The 13,716-nt window shown below is 68.0% G+C and carries 13 protein-coding genes and 4 pseudogenes; 10 read left to right on the top strand and 7 right to left on the bottom strand.

Annotated elements, in window-relative coordinates:
* Positions 1-118: 118 nt before the first annotated feature.
* The 4 genes from IE263_RS44330 to IE263_RS44315 form a co-directional block, all read right to left on the bottom strand.
* Positions 119-595 (bottom strand): peroxiredoxin, encoded by a 477-nt coding sequence (locus IE263_RS44330; RefSeq protein WP_189943820.1) that lies wholly within the window; start codon positions 593-595, stop codon positions 119-121.
* Between the two features lie 287 nt (positions 596-882).
* Positions 883-1,623 (bottom strand): NADPH-dependent F420 reductase, encoded by a 741-nt coding sequence (locus tag IE263_RS44325; protein WP_189943819.1) that lies wholly within the window; start codon positions 1,621-1,623, stop codon positions 883-885.
* Between the two features lie 298 nt (positions 1,624-1,921).
* On the bottom strand, positions 1,922-2,866 hold the full coding sequence (locus tag IE263_RS44320; protein ID WP_189943818.1) for an NmrA/HSCARG family protein: 945 nt from the start codon (positions 2,864-2,866) through the stop codon (positions 1,922-1,924).
* Positions 2,867-3,125: 259 nt separating this feature from the next.
* Positions 3,126-3,869 (bottom strand): NADPH-dependent F420 reductase, encoded by a 744-nt coding sequence (locus tag IE263_RS44315; RefSeq protein WP_189943817.1) that lies wholly within the window; start codon positions 3,867-3,869, stop codon positions 3,126-3,128.
* Between the two features lie 333 nt (positions 3,870-4,202).
* On the opposite strand from IE263_RS44315, the gene IE263_RS44310 reads away from it, so the two are divergent.
* Positions 4,203-4,886, top strand: coding sequence for a TetR/AcrR family transcriptional regulator (locus IE263_RS44310; RefSeq protein ID WP_189943816.1), 684 nt, complete (start codon positions 4,203-4,205; stop codon positions 4,884-4,886).
* A 549-nt stretch (positions 4,887-5,435) separates the two neighbouring features.
* On the opposite strand, the gene IE263_RS44305 is transcribed toward IE263_RS44310, so the two are convergent.
* Positions 5,436-6,047: a TetR/AcrR family transcriptional regulator gene (locus IE263_RS44305; RefSeq protein WP_229911513.1), complete on the bottom strand. Its 612-nt coding sequence runs from the start codon at positions 6,045-6,047 to the stop codon at positions 5,436-5,438.
* 209 nt (positions 6,048-6,256) lie between these two features.
* On the opposite strand from IE263_RS44305, the pseudogene IE263_RS50245 reads away from it, so the two are divergent.
* The 4 genes and pseudogenes from IE263_RS50245 to IE263_RS44290 all read left to right on the top strand — a co-directional run.
* Positions 6,257-6,565 (top strand): annotated as a pseudogene (locus IE263_RS50245) (SDR family NAD(P)-dependent oxidoreductase); the annotation flags it as partial.
* 29 nt (positions 6,566-6,594) lie between these two features.
* Positions 6,595-7,137, top strand: a complete 543-nt coding sequence (locus IE263_RS49660; RefSeq protein ID WP_268256141.1) for an SDR family oxidoreductase — start codon at positions 6,595-6,597, stop codon at positions 7,135-7,137.
* A gap of 276 nt (positions 7,138-7,413) precedes the next feature.
* Positions 7,414-8,964 (top strand): MFS transporter, encoded by a 1,551-nt coding sequence (locus IE263_RS44295; RefSeq protein ID WP_189943814.1) that lies wholly within the window; start codon positions 7,414-7,416, stop codon positions 8,962-8,964.
* Between the two features lie 5 nt (positions 8,965-8,969).
* Positions 8,970-9,602, top strand: coding sequence for an NAD(P)-dependent oxidoreductase (locus IE263_RS44290; protein ID WP_189943813.1), 633 nt, complete (start codon positions 8,970-8,972; stop codon positions 9,600-9,602).
* 115 nt (positions 9,603-9,717) lie between these two features.
* On the opposite strand, the gene IE263_RS44285 is transcribed toward IE263_RS44290, so the two are convergent.
* Positions 9,718-10,602, bottom strand: a complete 885-nt coding sequence (locus IE263_RS44285; protein WP_229911512.1) for a Tn3 family transposase — start codon at positions 10,600-10,602, stop codon at positions 9,718-9,720.
* On the opposite strand from IE263_RS44285, the pseudogene IE263_RS44280 reads away from it, so the two are divergent.
* Positions 10,600-10,928, top strand: a pseudogene (locus IE263_RS44280) (transposase family protein); the annotation flags it as partial. The gene IE263_RS44285 and the pseudogene IE263_RS44280 sit on opposite strands and share 3 nt — an antisense overlap.
* 21 nt (positions 10,929-10,949) lie before the next feature.
* A pseudogene (kilB, locus tag IE263_RS44275) lies at positions 10,950-11,189 on the top strand (plasmid transfer protein KilB); the annotation flags it as partial.
* On the opposite strand, the gene IE263_RS44270 reads toward kilB, so the two are convergent.
* On the bottom strand, positions 11,186-11,764 hold the full coding sequence (locus tag IE263_RS44270) for an acyl-CoA-like ligand-binding transcription factor (protein ID WP_189943811.1): 579 nt from the start codon (positions 11,762-11,764) through the stop codon (positions 11,186-11,188). The pseudogene kilB and the gene IE263_RS44270 overlap by 4 nt on opposite strands.
* A gap of 149 nt (positions 11,765-11,913) precedes the next feature.
* Between IE263_RS44270 and IE263_RS44265 the strand changes: the two are divergent.
* The 3 genes and pseudogenes from IE263_RS44265 to IE263_RS44260 all read left to right on the top strand — a co-directional run.
* Positions 11,914-12,245: pseudogene (locus tag IE263_RS44265) on the top strand (SDR family NAD(P)-dependent oxidoreductase); the annotation flags it as partial.
* Positions 12,219-12,356, top strand: a complete 138-nt coding sequence (locus tag IE263_RS49230; RefSeq protein ID WP_229911523.1) for a hypothetical protein — start codon at positions 12,219-12,221, stop codon at positions 12,354-12,356. The pseudogene IE263_RS44265 and the gene IE263_RS49230, both read left to right, overlap by 27 nt.
* A 54-nt stretch (positions 12,357-12,410) precedes the next feature.
* Complete coding sequence (locus IE263_RS44260; protein WP_189943810.1) at positions 12,411-13,469, top strand: lipocalin-like domain-containing protein; 1,059 nt, start codon at positions 12,411-12,413, stop codon at positions 13,467-13,469.
* The last annotated feature ends 247 nt before the right edge of the window (positions 13,470-13,716 follow it).

Raw genomic sequence — 13,716 nt, 5'->3', positions numbered from 1 at the left:
CTTCACCACTGGCGAAGTCGGGGGGTGGGACGGCGGAGTTGTCGTCGGGGAAACGGGTTGGACAGAACCTGCTCTGTGGCACAGCGGTCCACCCGGCCTGACGTGGACCGCGGCGGCGTCAGACCGGGTCCTCGGTCTGGATGTTGCGGACCACGTCGAGCGCTTCGTTGACGTGCTGGTCCGTGTTGGTCAGCGAGTTGAAGACATGCCGGACCAACCCCTGACGGTCGATGACGTAGGTGACCCGGCCCGGGATGATGCCCAACACGCTGGGCACGCCGTAGTCCTTGCGTACCTGCCCCTCCTCGTCGCTCAGCAGCGTGAAGGGCAGGTTGTACCGGGCGGCGAAGGCCGCATGCTTGTGCACCGAGTCCGAACTCACGCCGATGACCTCGGCTCCGGCGTCGGTGAAGACCTCGTGGCTGTCCCGGAAAGCACACGCCTCTGCCGTGCAGCCGCGGGTTTCGTCCTTGGGATAGAAGTACAGGACGACTACCCCGTCGCCGAGCCGGTCGTACAGCCGGACCGGTGCACCGGATTGTGACGGCAGGGTGAGGTCGGGCGCCTTGTCGCCCACTTGCATGCCTCTTGCCATGTCCGTCTGCCTCTCTTCTTCCGCCGCAGGCAGGAGAGTGCTGCGGGTGGGGTGGGATGGGAGATCGGGTGTACCGGCGGCGTAGGTGATGCCGGCCGCCCGTCCCTGCGCAGGGGACCTGAGTGGTGCCGGCTCTCCCAGGAAAGGCCGGCACCACTCACGCGGCACGAAAATGAAGCCGTAGCCGGGCCTGCGGTCATCCGCCGCGCGAACTGCCGCTGCTGCGGCCGTGGACGGGACGTGAGAGACGCCGATGGGCGATTCACGTCCGCCGGTGCAGGCCGCCGCTAGGAGAACTTGCCGCCCGCGGGGCCCCGGACGGCGCCGTCGGTCAGTTCCTTCACCCGGTGTGCGGGGACCGGGACTGCCTCGACCGCGAGGAACCAGCTCATGACCTCTTCCTGGCCGGCACCCTCCGGCGGCCGGCCCTGGAGGTATGGCTGCACGTAGACCGGGGTGTTGGGTTCGCTGCGCCAGCTGTCGGCGAGGGTTCCGATGTCCACCGTGTCGTAGCCGAGGGTGTCCAGCAGTTCGGCTGCATCGGTCTTGGCGGTCGGGTCGTCGCCTGCGATGGGCAGGGCGCTGCGATCGGGGGCGTCGGCGGGGCGGGCGAGGGTGAGCAGGGAGCGGAAGAAGATGTTGTTGCACGCCTTGACCACATGGGAGTCGGCCAGGTGGCGCTGCACCAGGGCGCTGGAGGTCAACTCGTCGGAGTCCAGCTCCGCGATGTGGCCGTCGCGGTCGGGGTAGTAGTTCATCGTGTCGATCACGGTCTTGCCCGCCAGGGCGGCGGCAGGCAGCTTGTCGTAGGCGACCAGTGGAATGGTGGCCACGACCAGGTCGCCGGCCTGGGCGGCCTCGGCCGGGGTGGCCGCGCGGGCGCGGGAGCCGAGTTCGCTGACGAGGTCGCTGAGGGTCTCCGGGTCCCGGGAGTTGCTCAGGACGACGCTCAGGCCGGCGTCGACGGCGAGGCGGGCCAACGTGCTGCCGATCATGCCGGCGCCGATGATTCCAAGGGTTTTCGTCACGGGATCACGTCTCCTGGTAAGTCTGAAGAGAGGGGTGCTGAGTTGCCTGGGCGGTACTTCGAGAGGTCAGGGTGGGCGCCAGTCCGGGCACGTGGCGCAGACGCGGCCCCCATGACCGGGCCGGGCGCGAAGACGTCCTCGCAGGCAGGGCCTGCAGTATCCGCAGAAGGCACCCCGCCCGAGTAGACATCAACGCCTCAAGGTCATGACGCCACCCTGCAAGAGCCTGTGCCGAACCCACCCCGGTCCCCGCCGGTACAGGGCGGGACCCGGGCGGGCGGCATTTCTGGCGGCCCTGTCAGCGGGCCTTGAGCTGGTCCTTGTGCTCACTCACCCACTGCTCGAACGTCTCGACCTCCGGGTTGAGGACGCGTACCACATCCAGGTCGCGGGCGCCGACGTACTCTGCGTTGAAGGCCTGCTTAAACTGCATCAGGTTGGCGAAGTTGTCGGCCATGGGCATGTCGAGGGCGCGCAGCGCGTCCAGCGTGTACGGCTCGTAGCGGACCTCCTCGCCCAGGAGACGGGCGAGGGTGTCAGCCATGTCCGCACCGGTGAGGTGCGCGTTGGCGACACCGACGGTGCGGCCGATGAACTCCGGGTGGGTGAAGATGCCGAAGGCGAACCGGCCGATGTTCTTCACCGACACGCCGGGCAGCAGGGCATCACCGATGGCGATGGTCAGCAGCAGCGCACCGTCGTCACCACGCCGCAGGAACATCGGGCCGAACAGGTTCTCCCAGAAGAAGCAGGTGCGCATGAACGTGGTGGGCACGCCCAGCTCGCGAAAGTAGCCGTCCGCCTCGCCCTTGGAGTCGGAGTTCAAGAGGTAACGGCTGCCCTCGAGCTTGACGAAGCGCGGGTCGTCGTCGGCGATCAGCCCGCGGGTGTCCTCCAGAGTCGACCAGACCGCGTGCCGCACGCCGGCCTTCTTGACCGCGTCTGCCATGGCCTTGGCCTGCGCGGTCTCGCGGGCGGCATCGCCGTGCTCGTTGAAGTTGGTCACCAGGAACGCGCCGTGAGCGCCCGTGAATGCCGACTCCAGACTGCCCGGGTCGTCGGCGTCGCCGCGAACCACCTCAATGCCACGCGAGGCGAGGGCTTTCGCCTTCTCCGAGTCGGGGTTGCGGGTCAGGGCGCGGACCGTCAGGCCGCTCCCGGGGTGCTCCAGGATGGCCTCGACGAGGCTGCCGCCCTGCGCGCCCGTCGCGCCGACGACCGCAATGACCTTGTTCTCAGACATAGGACATTCCTTGGCTTCTGAGGTGATGAGCCCACCCTTGTCGAGGGCGGGACAAGGAGAGTTGGGGTGCCCGCGCTGGTTATGGGAATCCCCGCACGCGCCGGCCGACCTGCACCCCTGCGGCCAGCGCGAGGAGATGTTCTGGCCACGGCGCATGATTGGCTCGTCCAACTCCCGGACGGCGGCCGGCTGTCCCGTTCCTGACCGGTGCTTCTGGACCAGTCACGGACCATTCGCGTCCGGCCGGAGCAGACCACCTCTAGTAGGAGAAACGGCCGCCTACCGGGCCCCGGACTGCGCCGACGGTCAGTTCCTTCACCTTGTGTGCGGGCACCGGGGCTCCGGAAGTCTCGCGGACCCAGCGCATGACCTCTTCCTGACCCGTTCCGAACGGCGGCAGACCCGGGAAGTACGGGTACACGTAGACCGGGGTGTTGGGTTCGCTGCGCCAGCTCTCGGTCAGAGTGCCAATGTCCACCGTGTCGAAGCCGAGGGTGTCCAGCAGTTCGGTTACCTCGGCCTTGGCGCTCGGCTCGTCACCGGCGATGGGCAGCGCACTGCGATCGGGCGCCCCAGAGGGACGGGCAAGGGTGAGCAGGCAGCGGAAGGAAATGTTGTTGAACGCCTTGACCACATGGGAGTCGGCCAGGTGGCGCTGCACCAGGGCGCTGGACGTCAACTCGCCGGAGTCCAGCTCGCTGATCTGGCCGTCGCGCTCGGGGTAGTAGTTCATCGTGTCGATCACGGTCTTGCCCGCCAGGGCGGCGGCAGGCAGCTTGTCGTAGGCGACCAGTGGAATGGTGGCCACGACCAGGTCGCCGGCCCGGGCGGCCTCGGCCGGGGTGGCCGCGCGGGCGCGGGAGCCGAGGTCGGTGACGAGGTCGCTGAGGGTCTCCGGGTCCCGTGAGTTGCTCAGGACCACATTCAGGCCGGCGTCGACGGCGTGGCGGGCCACAATGCCGCCGATCGCGCCGGCGCCGATGATTCCGAGAGTCTTCGTCATGGGTCATGTCTCCTGGTAAGTCAACAGAGCTGGGTAGTAGGTCGCTGGGGCAGAGCTTCGAAGGGTGCGAGTGGGCCAGGCTCGATCACGCAGGGGCAGATTCGAGGAGGCCGCCATCCGCTGGGCCCACAGAAACGCCGGCGGTCCTTCGACTCTTTCCCGGCCACGGCTGGGCCGGTCGCGAGACGTCGTCGCCGGCAGGACCTGCGCGGGAGGGCGCTGGTCCGGCGACTGGCGACATGCACTCCCGACCATACAAGTCGAGGAGCCCCTCATGTTGCCCATCGTAGCAGCAAACATGAGGACGGCCTCACGTTGGATATCCTCATAGGTATGTCCACTCATCGAGCACGCGGTGAAGCCGCGACGGGCCGTCCTCTGCGGCGTGACGCGCAGCGCAACCGGGACGCCCTGCTCTCGGCGGCTCGCGCATGTCTGGCCGAGCAGGGCATGGAAGCCTCGCTGGAGCAGGTGGCCAAGCGAGCGGGCCTGGCCATCGGCACGCTGTACCGCCATTTCCCCACACGCCTCCACCTCGTGCAGGCGGTGTTCGCCGACAAGATCGAGGCCTGGCGGGAGGCCGCAGAGAAGGCCGTCACCATGGACGACGCGTGGGAGGGGCTGTGCCTCTTCCTCGAGACGATGTGTGAACTCCAGGTCGGGGACAGGGGATTCCAGGACCTGGCTGCCATTCGGCTGCCGGAGACGGCGTGTCTGGCGGGGGCGCAGTCACGCATCTATGAACTCGCCGTCCGCATCGTGGAGCGCGCACAGGAGCAGGGAACGCTCCGCTCCGACATCACGCCCGAAGATCTCACCTTCGTGATCTGGGCCAACGGCAGCGTCACCGAAGCCACTCAGAACGTCGCACCGGGGACTTGGCGCCGCTTCCTGCACCTGCTGCTCGACGGATTCCGCGCCGAGCGGGCGCATCCGCTTCCCCAACCGCCGTTGAGCAAGGACGAGTTGTACCGCGCCATGCTCCGACTCGATGGTGATCGCGACTGCACTGGGTGAAGGACGGTTCTCTGCGACCGCGCACCGCGTGACGCTGCGCACAGGTGACTGCCCTCGGCCGTGAAGCTCACCAACACCGCCTGCAAGCGCTCGAAGACCTGCGGAACCGACCCGGCGGCCTTCCCCTCGCAGCACGAGACCCGATGGGCGTACCAGCACAGGAGTGGCGTGACGGGCGGCGTGGACCGCCGAGCGCCGCCCGAGGGACGTCTCGGTGTCGTGACGCAGACGCGTCACCCCGTGAGGCGATCCACGAGTGCCTCATTCGGCGTGCGGTAGGCGATCGCAGCGACCAGCGCGGGCCGTGTTGCACAGGTCGTCTTCGAGGAGTTCCGGCTGCCGCACACCATGGGGGCAATCCCCATCGTTCCCTTGAACACCAGCGTCCTTCTACGCCCGGCCTGGACATCCGTCACAACATACGGTTTCTGGGGACGCGAAGGCGATTGAGCCGAGGTGAGCTCACCAGGGGCGCCGAGGCAAGTCCGCACCGCGACACTCGGCGGAGGCCGAACGCCTGCCGTGCCCACACGGAAATTGGGCTCCCTGTCACTGCTCGCAGACAGCAGACCCAGGGGCCTGCCGAGATGATGGGGGCAGGGTGGTCGGCGAGACGCGCAACCCTTCGACGACCAAGGCGAGATTGCGTCTGCGGTCCGTGCCATCGGGATCGCTTGGACGCACCGTGGCCAGAACCATGACGATGACCGCCGCCAGATCACGAACCTCCAGTTCCGGTCGCACCACTCCCGCTTCGACGGCGCGGCGCAGCAACCGTTCAAGGGAGGACAGGTAGTGGCGCACGCCCTCGACATCGAACGCGTCGGACTCCCGGGCGATGGAGAGGATGACCTGCCGTCGAGCCAGCACATCGATGCTGGCCTCCAGCACGTTGACGAGATCTCGCCAAGGATCGTCGGTGTGTGCCACTGTGATGGGCTGGATCTCTGTGGTGAGGACGTAGTCCAGGACAGCCCGGACCAACTGGTCGCGCGCGCGAAAACGCCGGTAGACCGTCATCACACTCACATCCGCGCGCCGAGCGATCTCCTCAAGGGTCACCTCCGGCCCGAGTTCCTCGAACGCCGTGACCGCGACACCGACGATCCGCTGGTAGTTACGAGCAGCGTCCGCCCTCAAGGTCCCTCCGTCCGTCGCCATGACTGCACAGTAGTACGCGCTTCCAGGCGTCATGACCGCGTGCACTCCAGCAGTCATCCGACAGTGCGTGGCGAACATCGCCGTAGCGGAGGAACAGCTACGCGGGCACGCAGACCGGCGTCATGAGCCGCACGTTCCACCCTGACCTGATCGTCAAATAAATGAAAGTTGGCTAACACTTAGCGGGAGAGCGATGCTACGGTCCCGGCATGACAAGCAACCTTTTCCAGATCAAGGACAAGGTCGCCGTGATAACCGGGTCCGGCCGGGGCATCGGCGCCGCGACAGCGGTGGCACTCGCCGAAGCTGGCGCCGACGTGGTCATCACCTCGCGCACGGAAGAGGATCTGACCGAGGTGGCCGCGCGGGTGGCGAAGGCCGGCCGCAAGGCCCACGTCGTGCCCGCGGACCTCAGCGATCCACAAGCGGCGGCAGACCTGGCGCACGCGGCGGTGGACGTCTTCGGCCGACTCGACATCGTCGTCAACAATGTCGGCGGGACCCACCTGCGCCCACTGCTGGAGACCACCACCGACTTCCTTGAGGAATCCTTCCGTTTCAACGTGTCGGGCGCGCACACCCCACTGCGGCGGCGCCCTCCATGCTCGAAGCCGGGGGCGGGGCGATCGTCAACATCTCATCGCTCGTCGGCCGCGTCGCGGGACGCGGCTGGGCCGCTTACGGCACCGCGAAGGCCGCGCTCTCCCACTACACGCGCCTTGCCGCGCTGGTTCTGGCACCCCGGATCCGGGTCAACGCGATCGAGCCGGGCTCGATCGCGACGTCGGCGCTGGACGGTGCGAGCACCCCCGAGATCATCGAAAAGCTGGAGAGTGCGATCCCGCTGCGGCGCATGGGCGACCCCGAGCACATCGCCGCGACGGTTCTCTACCTCGTCTCACCTGCGGGCGCCTACGTCACCGGCAAGATCCTCGAAGTCGACGGCGGGAGTCAGCTCCCCCCGCCGGCTTTTGACCGACGGACCTGTACACCGTACGGGTCGATGGACCAGCCGAATCCGCCGCGAGCTCGGCATTCTCGACGTAGCGGCATGCCCGGCGGTCCCCGATGTCCGGCTCCCGGCGCTTGAGAAAGCACGATCCCACCCTGCGGCGCCAGGGTGCCCGACGGCATCGGCCAGATCCAGTTCACCGGCGAGCAAGGCGGCAGCCACCCCGCCGAGCGCGGGGAGGTGGAGCGCCTCCTGGCACCTCTCCTCGTGCATGGTGTCGACGGGATGCGCGGCAACGAACCAGGCCACGGCGTGCTCGGGACCACGTCCGGATCGTTCGTGAAAGCCGCAAGGCTTCCCTATCGCACCACCCCTCTATCGCCTATTACCTCTTGTACTCATGGAGGCTCGACCATGTCCCACGCCTCTCCCCGGACCGGTGACGATGGGAGGGCCACAGCACCGAGGGCCAATGCCGTCGTGGCGGCCCTGGCCTTCGGCGGGATCGTGTTCTCGCTGATGCAGTCCCTGGTGATCCCGATCGTCCCGGACCTTCCGAAGCTCCTGGGAGCCTCGCCGTCCAACAGTTCCTGGGCCATCACCGCCACGCTGCTCGCGGCCGCCGTGGCCACCCCTGTGACGGGCCGACTGGGAGACATGATCGGCAAACGCCGCATGCTCCTGGTCAGCCTGGTCCTGCTGGTGGCGGGCTCGGTCACTGCCGCCCTCAGCGACTCACTGGTCCCGCTGGTCGTCGGCCGGGCGCTGCAGGGGCTGGCCGCCGGCGTCGTCCCGCTCGGCATCAGCATCATGCGCGACGAACTGCCCCCGGAGCGACTCGGCTCCGCCACCGCGTTGATGAGCGCATCTCAAGGCGTGGGGGGTGCCCTCGGTCTGCCCGCCGCCGCGGCCATCGCGGACAACTTCGACTGGCACACGCTGTTCTGGGCCTCGGGCGCCGCAGGCGCCCTCGCCGCCGTCCTGGTGCTGGTGTTCGTACCGGAGTCGAAGGTGCGTTCCGGCGGACGCTTCGACCTCGTCGGAGCCATCGGCATGGCGGCCGGCCTGGTCTGCCTGCTCCTCGCCGTCTCCAAGGGTGCCGGCTGGGGCTGGACCAGCGGCACCACCCTCGGCCTGTTCGCCGCGGCCGTCGTGGTGCTGCTGTTGTGGGGTCTGTTCGAGCTGCGCGTCAAGGAGCCGCTGGTTGACCTGCGCACCAGCGCACGTCGCCAGGTGCTGTTCACCAACGTCGCCTCGATCGCCGTCGGGTTCAGCCTGTACATGACGATACTGATCGTGCCGCAGTTCCTGCAGCTGCCCGCGGCGACCGGTTACGGTCTGGGCAAGTCGCTGCTCACCGCGGGCCTGGTCATGGCGCCGATGGGCCTGGTGATGATGGCCACGGCTCCGGTGTCCGGCCGCGTCACCAGGGCCAGGGGCCCGAAGACGACCCTGATGATCGGCGCTCTCATCGTGGCCGCAGGCTACGGGCTGAACATTGTGCTCATGAACGCGGTTTGGCACTTCGTGCTGGTGTCCTGCATCATCGGCGCCGGCGTCGGCTTCACCTTCGGCGCCCTGCCGGCTCTGGTCATGGGCGCCGTGCCCGCATCCGAGACGGGTGCCGCGAACAGTCTCAACACCCTCATGCGTGCCATCGGTACGTCGTTCGCCAGTGCCGTCGCCGCCGTGATCCTCTCCCAGATGACCACGAACTTCGGCTCCGTCGCCCTGCCGTCGGAGAACGGCTTCAAGACGGTCATGGCCGTCGGCGTCGGCGCCGGCCTCCTCGCCTTCGCCCTGGCCTCCTTCATCCCGCGCCACCGGCGCGCCACCGCCACGGCGGATACGGCATCCGAGTCCGCGACGCCGTCCGCGGTCCCGGGCGGCACCGCCGCACTGGCACGTCACGCGGTCAACACCACCGAGCCTCCGAACCAACCTCTCCACGCTGCGAAGGAATGAACCCCATGCGCGTCACCGTCTTTGGTGGAACCGGCCCCACCGGCCTGCTCCTGATCAACCAGGCCCTGGCCGAGGACCACGAGGTCACCGCCTACGCCCGCACCCCCTCGAAACTGCCCACGCACGAGCGGCTCACCGCCGTCCAGGGACAGCTCGACGACGCCGCAGCCATCGCCGAGGCGGTACGCGGCAGCGACGCCGTCCTCAGCACGCTCGGTCCGACCACCAAAAAGGCCGACGCCCCGCCGCTGGTCACCGGCTACCGCCACATCGTCGCGGCCATGCACGAACACGGCGTCGAGCGGCTGGTGGCGCTGGGCACGCCCAGCATCCCCGACCCGGCCGACAGCAAGGAGTTCAAGGTCGGCCTCACAGCCACCGCCGTCAAGAAGTTCGCGCCGGACGCGTACAACACCATCGTGACCATCGGCGACATCGTGCGCGAGTCCGGACTGAAGTGGACCATCGTCCGTATCCCCTGGCTCTCCAACGGCCCGAAGACCGCCTCCATCAACGTCCGCAAGGTCGGCGACAAGGGAGGACTGCGCCTCTCTCGGGCCAACGCCGCCGCGTACTTCCTCCAGCAGCTCACCGACTCCTCCCAGATCGGCCGCGCACCATTCATAACCGACAAGTAGGCACACCGTCGGCCATGCAACAGAACGCGGCTGCCGCCTGGCCACTCCCGGACATTCCGATCAGCCGGGGGTGGCTCGCCGATGGTTCCCAAGTCGGCCGGGTCCTGGAAGTCCCTCAGCGTGACTTCGAGGTTGATCGGGCGGCCTGATGCGTCGGTGTGCGAGGGCGGGGCGCGGCGATGGCCGACCTCAGATCGAGGCGCTTGTCCATGTCGAGGCGGAACGTGGCGTACGGGTTGACGTTCGACCAGTACAGCGCGGTCAGACCGCGCCGGTCCTCGTCGCTCAGCTTCGATGCCCACGCCGGTTCGGCCAGGACCTGCTGCACCAGCAGGGTGTTGAGGTGCACGAGCGCGGACTGGAGCAGGTGCAGGGCGAGCATCGACGTCTCGGCGTGCTCTTTGTCGGGGCCGGTCAGGGCGCCGTCCTTGCCGTAGTGGAGCACGGTGTTCGCGCTGTTCCAGTTCTCCACAACCTGGAGCCCGCCGTGGATCTCGCGGCGCAGGCCGGGACTGGCCAGATAGTCGCAGGCAAAGATCGTGCGCACGGCCCGGCCGAGTTCTTCGAGTGCCTGGTAGGTGGGGTGCTTGGGGCCGCCGCGGGTGAAGCGCCGCAGCACCTGCTCCGCCTCCGCCGTTCCGAGCCGGAGCGCAGTCGCGTACTTCACCATCGGGTCGTACTGCTGCTCGATCAGCTCCCAGCGGCTCTGCCTCGTCAGCGAGGCGCCGAGCGCCGGCCAGCCGGGCGGGGTGTCGTCCGGGCGGTACAGGCGGATGCTGCCGATGTTCTTCAGCCTCGGCAGCAGGCGGTAGTTCAGCAGTTCGATGAAGGCGAACCCGACGACCGAGGCGCCGTGGGTGTCGACGTAGTTCGACTCGATCTCGGCGTCGCTGCAGTGCCGCAGCAAGCCCCCGATCATTGCCGCCACCTCGGACGACGAGCAGCTCTTGAGCTGGGAGTAGATGCAGACGTTCTTCCGCTCGACGTGCCAGTAGATCATCACGCCGTTGCCGCCGTAGCCGGCGTCATCGACGCGTTGACCACGGCAAAGGTGATGACCTTCGCCGACAAGGCCTACCAGGGCGCCCGCGGCAGCATCCGGACCCCGTTCAAACGCCACCGCTACCGGCCGAAACTCACCGCCTGGCAGAAGAAGGTCAACCGCGCTCACGCCCGGATCCGGGCCATCGGCGAACGGGCCAACGCCACCCTCAAGACCTGGAAGATCCTGACCCGGCTGCGCTGCAGCCACGCACCGGGCGATCCCCGATCGTGCAGGCCATCCTCGTCCTGCACCACGTCGAGAACCCGACCTACCGAGGATGAAAAACGCTCAGTGAAGAGTTCGTCGCCGCAAGAGCGGAGACGCGACGGATCCAGCCGATCGCCAGGGCAGCGATGTACCGCGTCCATCTCGTCGCCGATGACCCGGGCCTCGTCGCACTGTCAGCTGAGATCGTCGATGTCACCAACGCGATCCGAGAGGCGGCGAACGAGCGGGACATGCTGGCGCTGGTGGACCAATCACGCAAGCTCACCGATGCGTTCATCAGGAGAACGACGACCCAGCTCCATAGCTCCACCTAGGGGTTCTGTACGGCGGCGCGGGCCGCGTTGAAGGCCTCGTCGAGCATCGCCACAAAGGACGGCGCCCCGTCGAGGTCGGCCCACCGTGCCTGTGCGGCGGCGAAGGCGGCGAGGGCGATCGAGGCGGTCAGCACGGGGCGGAAGTCGTCGGGCCCGGCGCCGGTGCGGGTGGCGAGGACGGCGGCGAGTTCGTCGCGCCAGCGGGCCTGGTGGTCGAGGTAGCGGGCCCGCACGGTGGGGGTGCTTAGCAGCAGCCTGGTCAGTCTGAGGGTCTTCTCGGGATGCTCCAGGTGCAGACCGATGAGCGGGGTCAGCGCCTGGCGCATGGCGGTCAGCGGTGGCTCGCCGGCGGGGCGGGCGGCCAGCTCGGCGACGAGTTGCTCGCCGAAGTGGCCGAGGAACTCGACCAGGACGTCCTCCTTGACCTTGAAGTAGCGGAAGAACGTGCGGGAGGAGACGCCGACGGCGGCGGCGATCTGGTCGACGGTGGTCTCCTCGAACCCCTGCTCGGCGAAGAGCTGCACGGCGGCCTCGGAGAGCTCGTCGCGGACGAGCTGGCGCTTGCGCTCGGCCATGCTGGTGCACTGTTTCGCCGGGACTTCGGCCACCGGACTTCCTCTCGTAGATCACCCTAGCCCTGAGCATATCAGTGCCCGCCACCACAGTCATGCAATGTCATCTTGACAGTAACTGACATCAAAGTCATGCTCTGACCGTGACCACGATTTCCGCGCCGGCGCGGTGGAGCGCCATCGACATCCCCGACCAGACCGGCCGCACTGCCGTCGTCACCGGCGCGAACAGCGGCCTCGGGCTGGAGACCACCCGCGAACTCGCCCGACACGGCGCCCACGTCACCATGGCGGTGCGCAACCTCGACAAGGGCGCAGCCGCCGCCGGGCAGATCCGCGCGCAGGTCCCCGGCGCCCGCCTGGAGTTGCGCCACCTCGACCTCGCCGACCTCGACTCGGTGCGCGCTTTCGCCGCCGCGACCTACCCACCCTCGACCTGCTGATCAACAACGCAGGCGTGATGATGCCCCCGCTGACCCGCACCGTTCCCAGTCCGGAGCTGACCCGCATCAAGGCCAGCAGCAGCTGCCCCAGCCACAACCCGGCCGTCGTGATCGCGATGGATGCCCCCGACGCCGACGCCTCGGCGGCGTGATCACCGAGTACCACCGAGCTTCTGACCGACCGTCAGCCTGAGGGAGAACCCGTCATGAAGTGGACCAAACGCATGTCGCAGGGCATCGTCGGCGCTACCGCCGCAGCAGTGGCGCTGCTCAGCCCGACAGTTCTACCGATTGCTCAGGCAGCACCACTGCCCGGTGGCGCGGCCACCGCGTCGCCCCCTGTCAACAGCGGAATCCCGGCGTTCGTAGACCCGGACGCAGATCTCGCCGCCCGGCCCGCCGGGTCGCCGGCAGGGTACGACTCGATCTTCGTCACCAGCTGGGTCAAGGGCGGCGGCCATGACTACGGGATCATGGTGACCATACTGAAAGACCCCAGCGGCTCGTCGAAGCTGGCTGTCTCTGTCTCCGACCAGACAAGTGGCTGGTACAAGAAGTACACCGCTGCCATCCCCAGCGCCGCCTGGAGCACTACGAAGCTTGACATCAAGACACCGGGCCTGACATGGTCCGGCAGCGCGCAGCAGATGACCATCCACGCCACAACGCCGTGGGGCGTGATCGGCCTGCAGCTCGCGAACCACGGACCAGCCCTCAACTACGCCGGTAACGGCATGGTCCAGATATTCGGCTCGACGAACTACCAGTACGCGCTGCCCAACCTGTCCGCCGCCGGCACGCTCACCGTCGACGGCAAGACGGCCAAGGTCGCAGGTGAAGCGTGGCTCGACCGGCAGTGGGGCCCAGTCACGTTCACCCCGACCGCGCGTTGGACCTGGATGAACCTCAACCTTTCCAATGGCGACAAGGTCGCGATCTGGGACAACCTGAACAGCACCTTCGAGAGCTCCTGGGCCACCGTGCAGCACCCGGACGGCTCCTACGAGCTGGCCACGGTGACGCCCGTAGCCGGCGAAGCCTCCAGCTTCTGGAAGAGTCCGGTGTCCGGCAACACCTATGCCAACCGCGTGATCGTCAACATCCCCTCGCTCCACGCCCGGCTCGAGGTGAAAGTCACCGGCGCCCGCGAACAAGAGGTATACCCCGGGCGGGTGGAAGCCACCGCAGCCGTCAACGGGTTCTTTGCGGGCCAGAAGGTCGTTGGATACGGCTTCCTCGAGGAAGCCGGCGACTTCACGTCCTAACCTAAAGCCACGCGCGCAGGTGAGGGCGGGCCGAGCTTCGCGCTGCGGGCCGCCCGCACGAGGCGCGTCGGCTGTGAAATTCGCTGCCCCGTTGCCGGACCCATAGCGGTCCTATTGCGGCAGCCCGTTGAAGCGCAGGAGGCGTACCTCGGCGAGGTTGGTGCCGGTCCAACCCGACCGTCGACGCCCTGTCCACCCTCGCCGGGCAGGTCGCCTCCGGCGCCCTCAAGGTGTCGGTGAACTCCGA

It is taken from the genome of Streptomyces aurantiogriseus (genome assembly GCF_014649375.1).
In the GTDB taxonomy this organism is placed as follows: Bacteria; Actinomycetota; Actinomycetes; order Streptomycetales; family Streptomycetaceae; genus Streptomyces; species Streptomyces aurantiogriseus.
This window is presented reverse-complemented; position numbering and strand designations above follow the sequence as displayed.

What these genes read in the sequence shown, in the direction of transcription:
- IE263_RS44260 (WP_189943810.1), top strand. Translation starts at nt 12,411, where the DNA reads ATGAAGTGGACCAAACGCATGTCGCAGGGCATCGTCGGCGCTACCGCC.
- IE263_RS44320 (WP_189943818.1), bottom strand. Translation starts at nt 2,866, where the DNA reads ATGTCTGAGAACAAGGTCATTGCGGTCGTCGGCGCGACGGGCGCGCAG.
- IE263_RS44270 (WP_189943811.1), bottom strand. Translation starts at nt 11,764, where the DNA reads ATGGCCGAGCGCAAGCGCCAGCTCGTCCGCGACGAGCTCTCCGAGGCC.
- IE263_RS44310 (WP_189943816.1), top strand. Translation starts at nt 4,203, where the DNA reads ATGTCCACTCATCGAGCACGCGGTGAAGCCGCGACGGGCCGTCCTCTG.
- IE263_RS44330 (WP_189943820.1), bottom strand. Translation starts at nt 595, where the DNA reads ATGGCAAGAGGCATGCAAGTGGGCGACAAGGCGCCCGACCTCACCCTG.
- IE263_RS44305 (WP_229911513.1), bottom strand. Translation starts at nt 6,047, where the DNA reads ATGGCGACGGACGGAGGGACCTTGAGGGCGGACGCTGCTCGTAACTAC.
- IE263_RS44290 (WP_189943813.1), top strand. Translation starts at nt 8,970, where the DNA reads ATGCGCGTCACCGTCTTTGGTGGAACCGGCCCCACCGGCCTGCTCCTG.
- IE263_RS44285 (WP_229911512.1), bottom strand. Translation starts at nt 10,602, where the DNA reads ATGATCTACTGGCACGTCGAGCGGAAGAACGTCTGCATCTACTCCCAG.
- IE263_RS44315 (WP_189943817.1), bottom strand. Translation starts at nt 3,869, where the DNA reads ATGACGAAGACTCTCGGAATCATCGGCGCCGGCGCGATCGGCGGCATT.
- IE263_RS44295 (WP_189943814.1), top strand. Translation starts at nt 7,414, where the DNA reads ATGTCCCACGCCTCTCCCCGGACCGGTGACGATGGGAGGGCCACAGCA.